9 protein-coding genes are annotated in these 16,208 nt (G+C 70.3%); 4 read left to right on the top strand and 5 right to left on the bottom strand.

What is annotated here, in order from left to right; translation table 11 throughout:
- Positions 1-224: 224 nt before the first annotated feature.
- From ACQPZX_RS34485 to ACQPZX_RS34470, 4 genes are read right to left on the bottom strand one after another with little or no spacing between them, the layout of a single operon-like run.
- Positions 225-821 (bottom strand): hypothetical protein, encoded by a 597-nt coding sequence (locus ACQPZX_RS34485; RefSeq protein ID WP_433364727.1) that lies wholly within the window; start codon positions 819-821, stop codon positions 225-227.
- Positions 815-2,707 (bottom strand): DUF3488 and transglutaminase-like domain-containing protein, encoded by a 1,893-nt coding sequence (locus ACQPZX_RS34480; protein ID WP_433364724.1) that lies wholly within the window; start codon positions 2,705-2,707, stop codon positions 815-817. Before ACQPZX_RS34480 ends, ACQPZX_RS34485 begins: the two co-directional genes overlap by 7 nt.
- Positions 2,704-3,687, bottom strand: a complete 984-nt coding sequence (locus ACQPZX_RS34475; RefSeq protein WP_433364721.1) for a DUF58 domain-containing protein — start codon at positions 3,685-3,687, stop codon at positions 2,704-2,706. The genes ACQPZX_RS34480 and ACQPZX_RS34475 overlap by 4 nt, the downstream gene beginning before the upstream one ends.
- Positions 3,684-4,703: an AAA family ATPase gene (locus ACQPZX_RS34470; RefSeq protein ID WP_433364718.1), complete on the bottom strand. Its 1,020-nt coding sequence runs from the start codon at positions 4,701-4,703 to the stop codon at positions 3,684-3,686. Before ACQPZX_RS34470 ends, ACQPZX_RS34475 begins: the two co-directional genes overlap by 4 nt.
- Before the next feature lie 215 nt (positions 4,704-4,918).
- On the opposite strand from ACQPZX_RS34470, the gene ACQPZX_RS34465 reads away from it, so the two are divergent.
- The 4 genes from ACQPZX_RS34465 to fxsT all read left to right on the top strand — a co-directional run bounded on the left by ACQPZX_RS34465 (position 4,919) and on the right by fxsT (position 14,337).
- Positions 4,919-6,571, top strand: coding sequence for a hypothetical protein (locus ACQPZX_RS34465; protein ID WP_433364715.1), 1,653 nt, complete (start codon positions 4,919-4,921; stop codon positions 6,569-6,571).
- A 465-nt stretch (positions 6,572-7,036) separates the two neighbouring features.
- Entirely contained in the window at positions 7,037-9,073 is a 2,037-nt protein-coding gene (locus tag ACQPZX_RS34460; RefSeq protein WP_433364712.1) for a hypothetical protein, read from the top strand.
- Positions 9,070-10,086: an AAA family ATPase gene (locus tag ACQPZX_RS34455; protein WP_433364709.1), complete on the top strand. Its 1,017-nt coding sequence runs from the start codon at positions 9,070-9,072 to the stop codon at positions 10,084-10,086. Before ACQPZX_RS34460 ends, ACQPZX_RS34455 begins: the two co-directional genes overlap by 4 nt.
- A gap of 3 nt (positions 10,087-10,089) precedes the next feature.
- Positions 10,090-14,337: an FxSxx-COOH system tetratricopeptide repeat protein gene (gene fxsT / locus ACQPZX_RS34450; RefSeq protein WP_433364706.1), complete on the top strand. Its 4,248-nt coding sequence runs from the start codon at positions 10,090-10,092 to the stop codon at positions 14,335-14,337.
- A gap of 8 nt (positions 14,338-14,345) precedes the next feature.
- On the opposite strand, the gene ACQPZX_RS34445 is transcribed toward fxsT, so the two are convergent.
- Positions 14,346-16,190: an HEXXH motif domain-containing protein gene (locus tag ACQPZX_RS34445; protein ID WP_433364703.1), complete on the bottom strand. Its 1,845-nt coding sequence runs from the start codon at positions 16,188-16,190 to the stop codon at positions 14,346-14,348.
- Positions 16,191-16,208: the final 18 nt, after the last annotated feature.

The following is a 16,208-nucleotide window of genomic DNA, read 5'->3' as shown; positions in this document are numbered from 1 at the left end:
AACGTGCGCCAGATCTACGAGAAGCGCTCCACCGGCGGGCCCATCACCGCGGCGTACGGATTCCTGTTCTGCAAATCCACGATCACCGGCGCCGGCAGCGTGGCGGCAGGGCGCCCAGGTGGTCTACCGCGAGTCGAGCCTCAGCGGCACGATCAACGTCGCCCAGCCGTGGACCGACATGGGCGACGACTGGAATCCGATGTGACGCGATTTCGCTGGGTGCGTCAGGTGCCGAAGGGGAGCTTCACGCTTCCGGACGCGACGGTGCCGACGACGTCCGGGAAGAAGTCGTCCTGTCTGGTCGTCTGCTGCCGTTCCAGGCGTACGTCGGCCTCGGCGCTCTGCGCCGCGGTCAGGCTGTAGACACGGCCGGCCCGTTTCGCGTCGAGAGGGGCGTCCGGCGGAATGGTGACGGTCAGGGTGTCGGCCTTGCCGGTCAGCTTTTCGCGCGGGTAGTAGTCGGTGTTGCCGTCGCCCCAGTCCACCTCGACGAAGAACCAGTAGACCCGGTCAGGGGCCAGGTTCTCCGGCGGCGTGACGGCAACCTCGACGGTCCGGTCGTCGACCGGTCGTGGGGACAACGCGAACAGGCGGCTGCCACCGGCCTTGCTCGACGCGGCCGGCGAAGCGGTGGCCGGCGAAGCGGTGGCGGTCGGGCCGGGCGCGGGTGTCACGGGTCCGGGCTCACGCCGGCCCTGCTCGTCTCCGATGTAGGCCAGCAGGGCGATCACGACGCCGACGACGGTGACGGCTCCGATGAACTTCTGATTGGCCAGGAAACGCAGGCGTCCGGAAGACAGGTGAGTGGCGATGATCAACACCTCGCTTTTGAATAGGTCCGAAGGGCGCGCCGCACCTGATCGGCCGACCGCCACGCCTCGCGGGCGTCGGCGGCCGAGCACGGCTGTGTGCTGTACAGCGCCCGGTCGGCGAGCCGGCTCAGCAGTTCCCCGGCGTTCTCCGCCGCGCCGAGCCGGTCTTTGATCCGGTCGTGCAGCAACCCCGGCGTCAGCGTTGCTCTGCTGACGCCGGGCGGCGCCACCTGCGCGTTGAGCACCTCTCGCCAGGCGGCGGCCACCCGGGCATCGGACGGGCCGGGCCGGTAGCGCCGCCAGGCCCGGCCGACGACCGGCGTCGCCAGGTACGCCATCGCGACCACCAGGACCGCGACCGCGATCCACAACCACGGCAGCCCTGGTCCGGGCGGATGCTTCGGTGGCGACAAGGCCTCCGCACCCGGAGGCGCGACCGGCCCCGCGACGTCGGGCGGCGGCGGCCCGTCCGGGGGCGGTGGCTTGTCCGGTTCGCTTGGCGGCGGCGTCGGGTTATGAAGCACCCAACCGCCGGCGTCTCGCAGTTCGGTCCACACCCGTACGTCACGCGCATGCACCGTGGCCCCGCCGGCGAACCCGATCACGAGTCGGGATGGGACGCCGCGCAGGCGCATCGCCAGCGCGTACGCGGTCGCGAACTGCACCGTCGTGCCGGTGCCGCCCGAAGCGAGCAGGCCTGCGACCGCCGGCGCGGCCGCGCTGCTGGGCGCGCCGCGGACGTTGCGGCGGCCCTGGCGCAGGGCGGTCTCCACCGCGTCAGCCTGTTGCGCCGCAGTCATGCCCGCCCGCAGCGGTACGGAGTCGACAAACCCGCCCACCGCCGGCCGCAGACCGTCGGGAACCATCAGGGCCGCCGTCGATGCCGCGCCCGCCGAGAGGCCGGGCAGCGACGTGACCGAATAGCTGGCGCCCGCGGCCAGCGATCGCGAGGTGAGCAGGACGCCGGTGTCCGGGTCGAGCGCCTCCACCGGAGGCCCGATCCGAAGCGGCCGGTCGACCGCCGGCAGGTACGGCCCGCGCAGCGACTCCACCGTGATCGTCTGCCGCACCGCGGTAGCCGGTACCCTCCCGCGGTTCGGCGGCACGCCCAGCCCGGCGGCGACTGGCCGCCCCGACGAACGCCACGTCAGCCCGTCGTAGTCGTCCAGGACCGCCAGCCGCCACCGCTGCACCGGTCCGCCGGTCGCGGTGAACAGCACCTCTCCGGCCGGGGCCGACAGCCACCCACCCACCTGGTCGAGCACGTCGACGCTGTCCGCGACGCGAGCGGGGCTGCGGAAGTGATCGCGCGGATCCGCCGCGTCGGCCGCCGGGCGCTGCGGCACGATGAGCAGCGGCGTCCCGGCGAAAGCGGCGGCGACGAGGGCGGCGATCATCGACCCACCGACGCGCCGACGGCCGGCCACGAGCAGCAATCCGGCGGCCGCGAGACCCAGGCACACCGGCACGATCTGATCGTCGAGCCCGGCGGCGACCAGGCCGTACGCGCCCGTCATCGTCGCCGGAACCAGCGCATCGAGTCCGCCGGGCCGTCGCCGCGCCAGCACCGACCCGGCCGCGGCGGCCACGCAGGCCAGCATCGCCGGCACGACCACCAGATCCGGCGGCAGCGGCAGGGTGAGACGCAGCGCTCGCCCGAAGCCGGTGGTCAGGCCCGCATCGAGGTGAGCCGGGTGCGAAACCACCACCGACACGGCCGGTGCGATCAGCAGCGCCGGCACCGCCCACCAGCCGGCCGGCAGCAGGGCCGCCACGACGACCGAGGTGATCAGGACCGTCCAGGCCACCGGGGCCCGCAACTCGAAGGCCGGCAGCATCGTCAGTCCGGCCGCCGATGCCCCGGCCGCGACCGCCAGTCGCTCGGCAATCTTCACCGGCCCGTCCATCCCGCCCAGGCCGCGGCCGCGTCGGCGAGTGCACCCGAACCGCCGACCCCAAGGATCAAAACCTGGCTCCCGTACGTCGTCCGCAGTTCTTCCTCGGCATCGGGCTCGGCCGTGATCACCGCGACCACGCCGCCGGTTCGTCTCGCCGCCGGCGGCCCGGTTCGTGGCGTCAGCCCGATCAGCTCCTCGCGTCCGACCGGCTCGGTCTCGCCATCGAGTGCCACCTCGATGCCGGCAAGCAGGAACGAGTACGCGAGATCGACTGCCACCTCGAACTCTTCCCGCCGATCCGGCCCGCGCGGATCGAGGACCACGACGTGTTCCTCGGCCAGTGCCGCGGTGAAGTGCCGCACGTACAGGGCGCCGTCGCTCGAGCGGGCCGACGCCGCCCAGTCGACGTGCCGCAGATCGTCGCCCGCCTCGTACTCGCGCAGTCCGGCGAGCGCCGCGCCAGCGCCCACCCCGATACGCGCCGGCCGGTTGTCCTCCTCCGGATCGATCACCTCGGGCGGCTCGGCCAGCTCCACGTGCCGCGGAAAGACGGTGATCTCGGCGCGACCGCCGGTGGAGGACATGATCCACCGCCACAGGCCGAGCGGCCCGACGGCCACGACCCGTTCCACCTCGACGATGAGGCGACCGCGGGGCAGCGCGGGCGATGTCCACCGGGCCGGCTCCCGGCCACCGACCGCGAGCTCCGCGAACTGCTCGCCCACTCGCAGTTGAGCCACCGCCCGTGCGTTCGCCGCGATCGACACCGTGACCGAGTCGCCGCGCACCACGGTGCGCGGCTCGACCGTCAGCTCGAGCCTTACCGACCGTCCCGGCAACGGGGGAAAAGGCAGCCCGAGCACCAGCAGCGCGAGACACACGGCCGCCACCGCGTACCCGGCCGGGTAGCCGAGCCCGGCGCCGCCGGTCAGGGCGATCAGGCCGCCGGCGCCGAGGATCGCACCGTTCGGGGTCATCCGGGGAACCGCCCCTGTCGCACCACCGCTTGACGGACCCTGACGTCGTTAACGACCCGGCTCACCACCGCCCGTTGCGCCTCGGCGGACCCGCGCTTCCCCCGGTCGGCGAGCACCATGCGATGGGCGAGGACGTCGACGGCGATATCACGGATGTCGTCCGGGCTCACATACGGCCGGGTGTCGCCCCGCGGCTGCCAGCGCAGCAGCGCGTTGACCCGTGCGGCGCGCAGCAGGTCTACCCCGGCGCGGGGACTGGCCCCCAGCGCGATCTCCCGGTCGTCGCGAGTGGCGTCCACGATGTCCAGCAAATAGTCGTACACCGGGTCGCTGACCTCGACCGATGCCGCGTACGCGGTCATCGCGCGCAGATGGCCGATCGGCATCGCGCCGCCCGTGCCGCCCTCGCCCTTGCCGTGCGAGCGCAGCATCTCGCGGGCGGCCTCCCGGTCCGGGTAGCCGAGGGTCAACCGCAGCAGGAACCGGTCCAGCTGCGCCTCCGGCAGCGGGTAAGTGCCCAGCGTCTCCTGCGGATTCTGCGTCCCGATCACCAGGAACGGGTCGGGCAGCATCTCCTCGTGCCGGAACGTCGACACCCGGTGCTCCTGCATGGCCTGCAGCAGCGCGGACTGGGTCCGCGGCGCACAGCGGTTGATCTCGTCGAACAGGACGATGTTCGCCACGATCGGGCCCGGCCGGAACGTGAACCTCCGGGTGTCCGGCTCGAAGATCGAGGTGCCCAGGATGTCGCTGGGCAGCAGGTCGGGCGTGCCCTGGATGCGGCCGGTGGTGCCACCCTCGATCACTGAGGCGAGCGCGCGGGCCAACGTCGTCTTGCCTACGCCGGGCACGTCGTCCAGCAGCAGGTGGCCGCCCGCGAACAGGCACAACAGTGCCCGCCGCACCTGGCCGGTCTTGCCGAGCAGGACGCTTTCCACCCGCTGGATGAGCCAGTTGAAGCCCGCTTGGAAGTCCTCGAACCTCATGGTCGGCGCCGCCGCGTCGCTCGTTTGCATCCGGTCTCCTTGTGTCGGCGGGCCCGAGGCTAGCGGTGCGTGCGGACGTTGTGACCAGGAGTCATCCGATCGATGTCCGATGTGGCCGTTCGGCGTGTGCGACGCCGGACGATCCGCCGCGGCAGCCGTCCACTCGGGCCGACGACTCCGAGCGTTCGAAGGCGGGACGGTGCACGCGATCGTCCGTAGAGTGCCCTCCGAGCGAGGTGACGGAAGTGATAAATCACCCCTATCGGCGGTCGTGGCAGCGCGGCCGCATCGCGTACGCCGGCGTGCTGCTCGGCGTGCCGGTGCTGCTGGCCACGGCGGTGTTCGCGGGTGGCCGAACCCCTGCCGTGGCCCCGTCGCCGGAGTCGGCCACGATGTGGCTGGCTTCGGCGGACGGGCGTCTGGTGCGGGCGAACGCGCTGGTCGACACTCCGTCCGCGCAGATCGTCGCGCAATTGTCGTTCCCGGCGGCACGGTCTGGTGTGCGACTGGTGTCCGCGGCGAACCATCTCGTCGCGGCCACGGCCGACGGCTCGCTCACGCCGGTGGACACACGAACGCTGCGTGCGGGCACGGCGTCGGCGGCGCTGGGTGGGACGGTCACTGTGGGCGGTGCGCAGCTTTTTCGCGTACGGGATCAGGCAGTTGATCTGATCGATGCCGCCACTCTCCGGCCGACCGCGACCCGGCCGGTCGCCTCGATCGTCAGTTGGGCCGCCGCGCCCGGAGCGCTCTACGCCGCCACCGCCGGCGGCGCGGTCACCCGGGTGGACGCCGACGACTCCGAGCAGGTGCGGCAGCCCGGCGGCGACGCGCCGTTGCTGACCGGGATCGCCGACGGCGTGGCCGGATACGACGGGCACAGCATTTTCGTCGTCCGCGGCACCGCGGCCAAGACGGTCGTGCACGACGTGCCCGGCACGGCCAGGGGCTTCGGGGCGTCGCCGGACGGGCATTCCTTCGCTCTTGTGTCCGGGCAGGAGCTGGTCGTCGTCGCGTTCGGGAAGCAGTTCCGGCGTGCATTGCCGTTCGCGGCGGGCTCACCGGTGATCGAGGGCGGCGTTGTCCATCTGCCCGACCCGCGCGCCGGTGTCGTGCGCCGCTTCCGGGTGGGGGAGGGGCTGGCGGAGGAATCGGCGCTGGAGTTCGGGCACCCGAACCTGACCCTGGACGTGCACCGCAACCGGCAGTTCCTCTGGTTCGACGACATTCGCGGGCCGGCCGCGTGGGCTGTCCACGACGGGCAGACCCACAAGATCGTGAAGTACGCGGCGCCTCAGCCGCGGCGAACGACGGCCGCGCCTTCGCCGTCGCCCATTTCGTCGTCGCCCTCGCCCTCGCCCTGGCCCTCGATCAGCCGCTCGCCCACGTCATCACCTTCGGTTTCGCCATCACCCTCGGCATCACCATCGCGCTCGCCGTCGCGCTCCCGGTCGCCCTCGCCTTCGCGCTCACCCAGCAGGTCCCCCTCCGGTTCTCCCTCGCCCAGCGAGGATCCACTTGAGCGGTGCGGTGGACAGCCAACCGCGCTGCGGGTGCGGCAGCAGAACTCGACCGGCGAGAATCCGCGTATCGACGTCGACATCTGTGAGCGGGCGACCGGCGGCGACGAGTACTGGATCGTCAGCCACAGCTCGGGCCAGTGGTTCGCCAAGACCGAGATTCACGGCGAGGGCCGGTACACCGTCCACCTGCTGCATGGCTCCGGCACGGCCGGTCAACAGCGAGACTTCGTCATCGTGGCCGGCCGCACCTCGTCCGGCCGAACCTGGTTACGAGAAAACCTGGCCGCAGACCTCGCCGACGACGCCAGTTTCCCCCGGGACGATCTGGCCGCCGGCGTCGAGACCGTCTCCGAGGCGGTCGCCTCCACCTCCTGAAGATTCGCCGGAGGCCGGAGATCGCCACCGAATTCGTCATGCGGTGGAATCGGTGGTTTGCGCTCCATCTTGCAATCTTCTCCGGGTGAGACAATGACGTTGATCGCTGGCGGATTGAGATCTTGAATACCTCAGTTACGGGCTGGCAGCGAGGATTTGCGGCTCGTTCCGATGATTCCGTCGTTGCAACCGATCGTTGTGCGGGGTGCCCGACTCTGTAACACTGTGGTGGCCGGGGTATTGCCAACAGTGAATGTTGATCTCACGTAGATTGGGGTCGTGAGTTGACCTGCAAGCGATCGATTTCGGCTGCCATATCCCCTGGTGGGAGGCGTGTTCTCCGGTCGCCGGTCTCGTGAGATGGCATCACCTGATCGGGACCTCCGGCGTGCGACGGCGGAGAGCGACACATGGCCCGACGTGACTATTGGGATCATCGCCGCACTGGCTATCGAGGGGGCGGCAATGCGCACGCTGATGGCCGGTCCCCAGTCCGTTCGCAGGCAGGACGACCCGAACGAGTATCGCGTCGGACATCTCGATAGCGCCGAGCCCGGCCGGCCGCATCGGGCGGTGCTGGTCACGCTCGCCGACGGCGATACCCGCAATGCGGCCGCCACCTGTACGGACATGTTGCGCAGTTTCCCGCACGTCCGTTGTGTGATCATGGTGGGTATCGCTGGTGGCGTGCCGGCGCCCCGGCAACCGCAGGAGCACGTGCGGCTGGGCGACGTGGTGGTCGCGTTCGATGGCATCGTCGATTACGGACATGTCAAGCAAGGGCCGAGCGGTGCGGAGCCGCGCCGTCCGGTGAGCGGCATCTCGATGGATCTTCGGCGGGTCGCTCAGCGGATCCAGGCGGACCAGTTCCTGGGCAAGACCCTGGACTGGGCCAAGCTGCTCACGTCGCCCGACGACTACCCGATGGCCGTGTTCGCCCGTCCGCCCGACAGCGCGGACCAGGTGCATCGTCACCGCCGAGTGGTCCCGCATCCCGACCGGGCGGTCTCCGGGCATCCCGAGGGACTTCCCAAGGTCCATTTCGGTGCGGTGGGGTCCGCCGACGTGCTTCTCAAGAGCGCCGATCTGCGTGATGAGCTGGCCGCCCGGCATCGGGTGCTGGCCTTCGAGATGGAGACCGCCGGCGTCGCGGCGGGGGTGGCGAACCGAGGGGTCAACTGGTTCGTCGTCCGCGGCGTTGTCGACTACTGCGACGAGTACAAGAACGACGTCTGGCATCACTACGGGTCCCTGGTCGCGGCGGGCGGTGTGCGGGGGATCCTCGCGCAATGCGCGCCGTTCCCGGTGTGGCGGCTGGAGCCGGACGGGGCGCGCAAGCTGCTGCCCGATCCCGAGATGGACCGGCTGCGTGAATACCTCGACCAGGCGGGCGGCGTCGACGGCACGGCAGTGTGGCAGGCTGCGGCGGCCAACATGGTGGCACCTCTGCCGGAGCCGGCGACTCTGGCCGAGATGGCCGTGTCGCTCGCCGGCCAGAACGCCGGACCCGACCGCATCCCGCCGCTGGTGGCCTTCGCCGAGCACGTCGCCGCACGAGCGCCGCACCGGCTGGGCGGCCAATTGCGCGCCTGGACCGACCGGGTGGCGCGGCAGATCCTGCACATCGGCGAGCTGATCCCGGACTATCGGCGGGCCGTCGAAAGGTCCCTCGAATCCCAGGGCGCCGACGGCCGGCCGCCGATCCGGCCCTGCCTGCTCATCCAGATCGAGCGGGACGGCATCGAGAGCGGAAGTTGCCAGGTCCGGTACTGGATCCAGCGACAGGCGAGCCGCTGGGATCCGGAGCCGACCGATCCGCAGCAGACCACGTTCCGCGAGCTGGAGAAGGTGCTGCAGGCGGCGATCCGGCATGCCGAGTCCACCTGGCGCGACCTCGGTGACGAGCCGGTCGAGATCGAGCTCCTGCTGCCGGCCAACCTGATCAACACCGCGGTCGAATGGTGGCACACCGAGCTGGGCACGGCCGCGCCCGTCCCGCTCTGCCTCGATTACCGCGTTGTGGTCCGCAGCCTCGACCGCATGCGCCGCCCGCACCGCCAGCGTTTCTGGAACCAGCGATGGCGCTCGCTGTGGCAGGACCCGTCCCAGCATCGAGTGCACTGGGGCCGCCCCGAGCAGGGCGAGGACGACCTGGGCCCGTGGGCGGCCCAACTGCGGGAGGACCGCAACCTCACCACCGTCGTGCTCGGCAGCTCCCCGGACGACGAGTCCGGCGGCGAGGAGCTCCAGGCGGCCCTTCGGGCGGGGATACCGGTGATCCTCTGGGACCACCGGCCCGGCCCTCTCGATGCCAAGGTGGCCGGGCTCCTCGGCGCGCTCGTCGCCGGACCGCCGGAGGATCTCGCCGACGGTGTGCGCATCCTGCGCCAGAACGCCGGCCTGCTCGCCCCGCACGAGCGGGATCAGCATCCGGGCCGGCACCTCGCCCTGCTGTGGGACGACCCGGACCGCAACGTCTACGACACGGGAGTGCAGCCATGACGACGGCCGAGCATCCGCCCGCCTGGTGGTTCTATCGCGGCGACGGCATTCCCACGTCGGACGAGCCCCGGCTCGGGCTGCCCGATCCGCCGGCGTGGCGCAGCTTCGACGGTGAGCCTCTGCAACCGCCGCCGCCGGAGCTCGACGCCGACATCACCCGCAAGCTCGGCCGGTTCGACGCGCAGCCGGTGCGCCGCGCCGACCCTAACGAATGCGACATGGTCAACGCGGCGCTCTGGCTGCGCCGGCCGCTGCTCGTCACCGGCAGCCCGGGCAGCGGCAAGTCCGCCATCGCCTTCCGCATCGCCCGCGAGCTGCGCCTCGGCCGGGTGCTGGAATGGTCGATAACGAGCCGTACCACACTGCGCTCCGGCCTGTACGAATACGACGCGATCGGGCGGGCCCAGGGCAATCGGGCCGACGGCGGCGCTCCCGTGCGCACCGGCGACTTCGTCACGCTCGGGCCGCTCGGCACCGCGCTGCTGGCCTACGAGCGGCCGCGGGTCCTGCTCATCGATGAGCTGGACAAGAGCGACATCGACCTGCCCAACGACCTGCTGCACATCCTCGAGAACGGTTACTACTCGGTGCCCGAGCTGGTGCGGGTGAGCAGCCGCGAGACCGAGGCTTCCGTCTACACCGACGACCCGGACCGCAGGGCCGTGGTGCACCAGGGGCGGGTGCACTGCCGGGCCTTCCCGATCGTCGTGATCACCAGCAACGGCGAGCGGGATTTCCCGCCGGCGTTCCTGCGGCGCTGCCTGCTCCTCAACCTTCCGGCGCCCGGCGCCGACGACCTCGCGGCCATGGTCATGGCCCAGCTGCCGTTCCTCGAGGACGACCAGCGGCGGCTGATCGACGACTTCCGCGCGCGCTCGCCCGACGACTCCCTAGCCCGCGACCAGCTGCTCAACGCCGTCTACCTGACCGCCTCGGGCGTCTACTCACAGGATCGCGAGGCCTGGCAACGCCTTGTCACCAGCATCTGGCACTCACTGTCGCTGGAGCGCTAGCCGATGAACAGCCCTGACCTGCAGCCAGACGCCTACCAGATCGTTGACGCGGTCTGGCTGGCCGCGATGACCAGGGGCGAGGGCGACGAGCAGGTCACGGAAACAGAACACCCCACTGGCCCCGCGATCGGCGGGCACGAGCCCGGAGCCGACGGCGAGACCCGGGCGCCCGCAACGGCCGCGGCCGCGGTCTCGCCGCCGGCCATCGACGGATCGTCGGCCGGCGCGGCGGGACGTCTGGTCCGGCACCCCGCCGAGATCCCCGGCTTCGCCGGGAGCGTTCTGCTCGGCGCCCTGCCGTCCGGTCGCCGTCTCGCCCGGTCGCTGAACTTGCTCAAGCGGCGGGTCCACTCGAACACCAGCTCGGAGCTGGACGAGGACGCCACCGCCGAGTGGGCGGCCGACACCGGTGTATGGCTGCCCCGCTACCAGCCGGCCGAGGAGCGCTGGCTCGGACTGACGATGATCATCGACGCGAGCGCGTCGATGGCAGTGTGGCGGCCGACCCTGACGTCCCTGCGGCTCATGCTCGAACGGCACAGCGCCTTCCGGGCCGTGCGTACGTTCCTGCTTGCCGCCGACAGCGGGGGAGAGCCCCACGTCTACGCACCCAACGGTGGCGCCCGCAGCGCCGCCGAGCTGCTCGACCCGTCCGGCCGACAGATCTTCCTGGTGGTCACGGACGGCCTCAGCGCGGTGTGGCGGCAGCCGGCCCTCGACACGCTGCTGCGGCTCTGGGGCAGTTGCGGGCCTCTCGCGCTCGTCAATCCCTTCCCCCAGCGGCACTGGCGCTCGGGCAATCTCATCCCGCGCCCGTGCCGGCTCCGGGCGCCGCGCCCGGCGGCGTCGACTGCCCAACTGCAGACCCGCTACCCGCGCGAGCTGAGCAACCTGTTCGACCCGCCGGTCCCACGCGGGTCGCTCGCGGTGCCGTTGATCGAGCTCAGCCCTCGCTGGCTGACCTGGTGGGCGCGGCTGGTGACCGGTCCGCCGGCCTGGACGGATGCCACGGTTCACGTGGTCGACCCGAGCACCCCTCCGGACCTGGCAGACCCCGGCGATGAGATCGAGCCCGAGGCCGCCGTGTCCGGCTTCCGGCGTACGGCGCCGCAGGCCTTCCGTCTTGCCACGCTGCTGGCCGCGGCGCCGCTCGAACTGCCGCTGCTGCACAAGCTTCAGCGCATCCTGCTGCCCGGCTCGGAACCCCAGCACCTCGCGGAAGTGCTGGACAGTCCACTGGTGCGCCGCACGGACGACGCCGGCACCGCCTTCGAATTCGCCGACGGGGTCCGCGAGGTGCTCCTCGCCTGCGCGAGCCGCGACGACTCGGCCCGGGTTCTGCGCACCATCGCCGCTCATCGGCCGGGCCGCTCAGCCGAGGCGATCGAGGCGCCGCACAGCGCTCCCGACCCCGAGGTCACCGACGGCTCAGTCGCGCTCGACCGTATCGAGCTCGTCGTGCTCAACGCGATGTCGGGCCCGTACGCGGTGCGGGCACAGCAGTTCCGCAAGGCGATCGACGCTTACGACAGGCGCATCGCGATGCCTGACGAAAACACACCAACCGAGGACCGTGCCTTCCCCAGCACGGACGTGGCGGAAGGCGGTGATCCCGTGCCCGCACAGCCAGAACCGGAGCGCCCGATCGGCGTGACCGGCGAGCCCCCGTTTCCGATCCACGAGGACTTCGGCCTCACCGGCAGCCTGTTGCCGGACGAACGGCCGCTGTCGCTCCAGGAGATCGTCGAAGGGCAGAGCCCCGACCAGGCGCCGGAGGTCTGGGGGAACGTCCCACCCCGCAATCCGGTCTTCACCGGCCGGCGGGCGCTGCTCGAGCAGCTGGAGACGCGACTACGCACCCAGAACGTGGCGGCTGTGCTGCCGCAGGCCCTGCACGGCGAGGGCGGCGTGGGTAAGTCGCAGATCGCTATCGAGTACGCGTACCGGCACCGTAACGAATACGACGTCATCTGGTGGGTGCCGTCGGAGCGGCCGGCGCAGATCCTCGCGTCGCTGATCGAGCTCGGCAACCGGCTCGGGCTCGACGTCGGCAACGAGGTCATCTCGGCCGTTCCGAAGGTTCGTGAGGCGTTGCGCGCGGGAACGCCGTACGGAAACTGGCTCCTTGTCTTCGACAACGCGGAGAACCCGGACAGGGTCCGTGGTTACTTCCCGGAGGAGGGGACCGGCAAGGTTCTCATCACCTCGCGCAACCAGGCGTGGAACCAGATCGCGGAGTCGCTCGAGGTGGACGTCTTCACCCGGGCCGAGAGCACGCGGCTGCTCCAGCGGCGTAACCCGTCGCTGCCGGCCGCCGACGCCGACCGGCTGGCGGACGCGCTCGGCGATCTGCCCCTCGCGATTGAACACGCATCCGCCTGGCTGCACGCCACCCAGATGGCCGTGAGCGATTACCTCGCCCTCATTCGGGTGAAACAGGCGCAGCTGGCCGAGCTTGACCTGGCGCCGGGCTACGAGATTCCCGTCGCTGCGGCGGCCAATGTGGCCCTTGACCGGCTGGTCGTGGAAAATCCGGCGGCGTTGCAGCTGCTGCAGGTCTGCTCGTTCTTCGCTCCTGAGCCGATCAGCCGCGACCTTTTCGAGGGTGTGCGAGTCGCCATGGGCGCACCCGAACTGGACGAGGCGTTGAAGAATCCGAGCCGGCTCAACCAGGCCATCCGTGACATCCAGAAGTACGTGCTGGCGCGGATCGATCACCGCAGCAACAGCCTGCAGCTGCACCGGTTAGTACAGAAGGTCCTTCAGGACAGCATCCCGGCCGATCGGCGCCTCCTGATGGAACACGGCGCCCACATCCTGCTCACCGGCGTCAAACTCGGCGACCCCGCGGACGCCGAACAGTGGCTGCGCTACCAGGCGCTTGCCTCGCACCTGATCGCTTCCCAGGCGTGGGCCTGCGAGGACGACTGGGCGCGAGACGTGGTGATCAACCTGGTGAGATTCTATTTCTACTGGGGGGACTACGGCACCGGCCGCGATCTTGCCCGGCAGGTCGTCGACGACTGGCGCGTCCGGCTTGGGGCCGAGCATCCGCAGACCCTGAGCGCGGCCAAATGGCTGGGCTATTACTGGTGGGTGCTGGGCAACTTCGCGGACTCCGCCGCCATCCAGCGCGAGACCCTCCAGATCTATTTGGATTCGTTCGGCCCCGATGACGAGGGAACCATCGACGCGATGCGCATGGTTGCCATGTCCCTGCGGGTGTCGGGTGACTTCACCGCCGCCCGGGATCTCGACCTCCGAGCGTTCCGCACGGCGCGCATCAGGCTCGGCGACGACGATCCCGAAACCCTGAGCACCGCCCACAATCTCGGCGTGAGCCTGAGGATGACGGGGGAGTTCCGGGTCGCTCGGCAACTCGACGCGGACACATATCGACGGCGGATCGCGGTGCTCGGGCATGACCATCCGGAGACGCTCCGGACGCTGAACAACCTCACTATCGACGAGCGTGAGTGTGGCGAGTACGTCCGATCCCGGCGGATGGTGGAGGACAACTACAACCGGTACGCGCGCTTGTTCGGTGTCGGGCATCAGGAGACCATCCGGGTCGCACGGAACCTGGCAGTGGCGCGACGCCGGGCCGGCGACCATGTTGGAGCTTTCAAGCTGGCCGAGGACACCATGAACCGATTCCGCGAGCGGTTCGGTCCCACCCAGCCGGACACGATCGCGGCGGCGCTGAACTTCGCGGTGGATCTGCGCGAGTCCGACGACCTGCCAAGGGCGCGGGAACTGGCGGAGCAGACCGCGGCCGACTATCGCGAGACGCTCGGCGCGGCACATCCGTACACTTTGTACGCTCGAACCAATTTGGGAATCGTGCTGCGTCTGCTGGGACTGGCCGATGAGTCCGAGGTCCACAATCGGGCCGCCTGGGAGGAGCTCAGAGACAAGCTGGGCACCCGGCACATGTTGACGCTCACTTGTGGCATCAACCTCGCCAGCGACCTGGCCGTCCAGGGACGGCACCAGGAGGCGTACGACCTCGACGCGGAAATCCTGGATCTGTGCCAGGACCTCATCGGTCGCGAGCACCCTTCGACCTTGGCCTGCTCGCTCAACCTCTCGTTCGATCTGACCGCGCTCGGGCGGGAGGAGGAGGGCACGACACTTTTCGACGAGACAATGCTGGCCTACGCGCAGGTGCTTGGCGGAGAACACCCGGCGATCCGCGCGGCCCATGCCCGGGAGCGAGCGAACTGCGACGTCGACCCTATGCAGTTCTGATCGGCGGATCATCCATCGGCGGCCAGAACTGGTGCGAGCCGACGTGCCACTTCGACCGGCGTGGTCGCGTGGCTGACCACTGTGGCGGCGTAGACGGCCCGAACCAGATCGGGGCGTCGGTGGAGGATGTCCGCGGCGAGGGAGTCGCCCTCAGCGGCGAGACTCACGGCGAGGCCGACCCAGGCGCGCGCTTCATCGTCCGAGATGGGGTTCTGCTCGTCCGTGTCGATTCGGCTCAACGCGCCGGTGAATGCTTTCCGCGCAGCCTTCGCATCCTGAGCCAGCAAGGCGTTCTCGCCCACGACAACCGGGTCGGAACTGCTGGGCGCCGGGCCGCCGCCGATGGTGGCATGCCGGCGGGCCGCTACGGGAATGCGCTGCCGCCAGCGCAGCTCCGGGTGCGGGCTGATCGATGCCGAGGCCACGGTGTCGGCACTCGAAAGCTGCTGCTGCTGCTCGAGCAGCCGGGTAAGGGTGGTGATCTCTTCGTCCCGGGGCCGGAAATGCCGTAGACGCCAGCCGATCCGGTGGCTGTCGGCGGTGATCTGGGCGAGCCGTTCGATCCGCGGCTCGACCGCCTCAGCCGGCTTGGCCAGCCATTCCTCGACTTCCTCCCGGAGGCCTTCGAGGAGCTCGCGTCCGGCTTCGGTCAGGCCGTGGGAGGTCAAGCCGATGCGGACGGATTCAGCGGTCTGCTTAAGGGCGTAGGAGTACTCGAACGCGGCGATCTCCCGTTCCTCGCCGGTCACCTTCTGAGTGCGTGTCCGCCAGAACCGGGCGATGCCGAAGAACGCATAGATCCCCTGGATCAGACCGCCCAAGGGCCGCGGATCATCGCGCCACGGGGCGTAGTAGAGAGACCCGTCGTCCGGCTCGGTCAGGCGGATCAGGTGGAGGAGCGCACCCAGCTTGATGTGCTGATACTCGTGAATGAGGGAGACCGCCATGGTGACCGCGTCGGGTGGCTCGGAAACCATGACGCTTCCGAAGGCCTCCCCGTTGGAGGCGCTCCGGGTGCTCCAGCCGGGTAGGTGTTTGAGCGGCACGATCGAGGTGACACCGTCCGCCATCGCCGCGGCGTCGGCCGGGTAGTCGCGGCAGAGAATGGTCCAGGAGTCTTCGATCAGCTGCAGCCAGCGGGCGAACCCGGCCGGGTCGAGCCGCGCCGGCGGAACCGGATCACCGAGATCGCGGAGCGGGTCGATGTCGTCCAGGAGCACGCGAAGACGAAGATCCCCGCCGGTCTCGACTCGTCGCAGGGGCCACCAGACGGGGCCGGAAAGCTGATCGTCATCGGACCCATCGGCGGCGACGATCAGCTCCTGAGCGCCGTCCTGGAATCGGACCTGCCCGTCGGCGGTCGTGGCCTCCACCGTCTCGGAACCGGCATCGGGGAATCGCGCGAGTCCAAAGGTGTGGACCATGACGTGGCCGTCCCGCAGCGGGAGCAGCGTCGACCAGGCCAGGCCCGCTCGGGCGGCCGCAGCCAAGGCGATCGCGTGCACGACGCCGAGATCGAGGAAGAGTGGCGCCTGGCTTTTGGCTCCACCCCGCAGTCGTCGCAACGCGTAGGCGCATCCGCTGCCGACGCCCGGGTCCATCAAGAGATCGCGGATGGCGTCCGGGGCTGTTCGCTGAGCCTCGGCCAGGACCTTCAGCACGGCGTCGACCGGTGCCAGTGGCCCGAGCGCGCCGGGCCGTTCCTCGATCTCCTTGATCAGGGTGCTCACCAGAAGAAGGCGCCTGCTCTCCTCCGTGGTTCGAAAGTCGCGCGTGATCTCGGCCGAGCCGCCACCCCGGGCCAGGACAGCGAACGAGTCGGCGGATAGGCGGTGGCGAGCGACGGTATCCATCGAGTGGAGTTCCTCTTC

The sequence above is a fragment of the Actinoplanes sp. CA-142083 genome (assembly GCF_050942195.1).
In the GTDB taxonomy this organism is placed as follows: domain Bacteria; phylum Actinomycetota; class Actinomycetes; order Mycobacteriales; family Micromonosporaceae; genus Actinoplanes.
The sequence above is the reverse complement of the archived record's forward strand: the minus strand, read 5'-3'. Positions and strand labels throughout refer to the sequence as shown.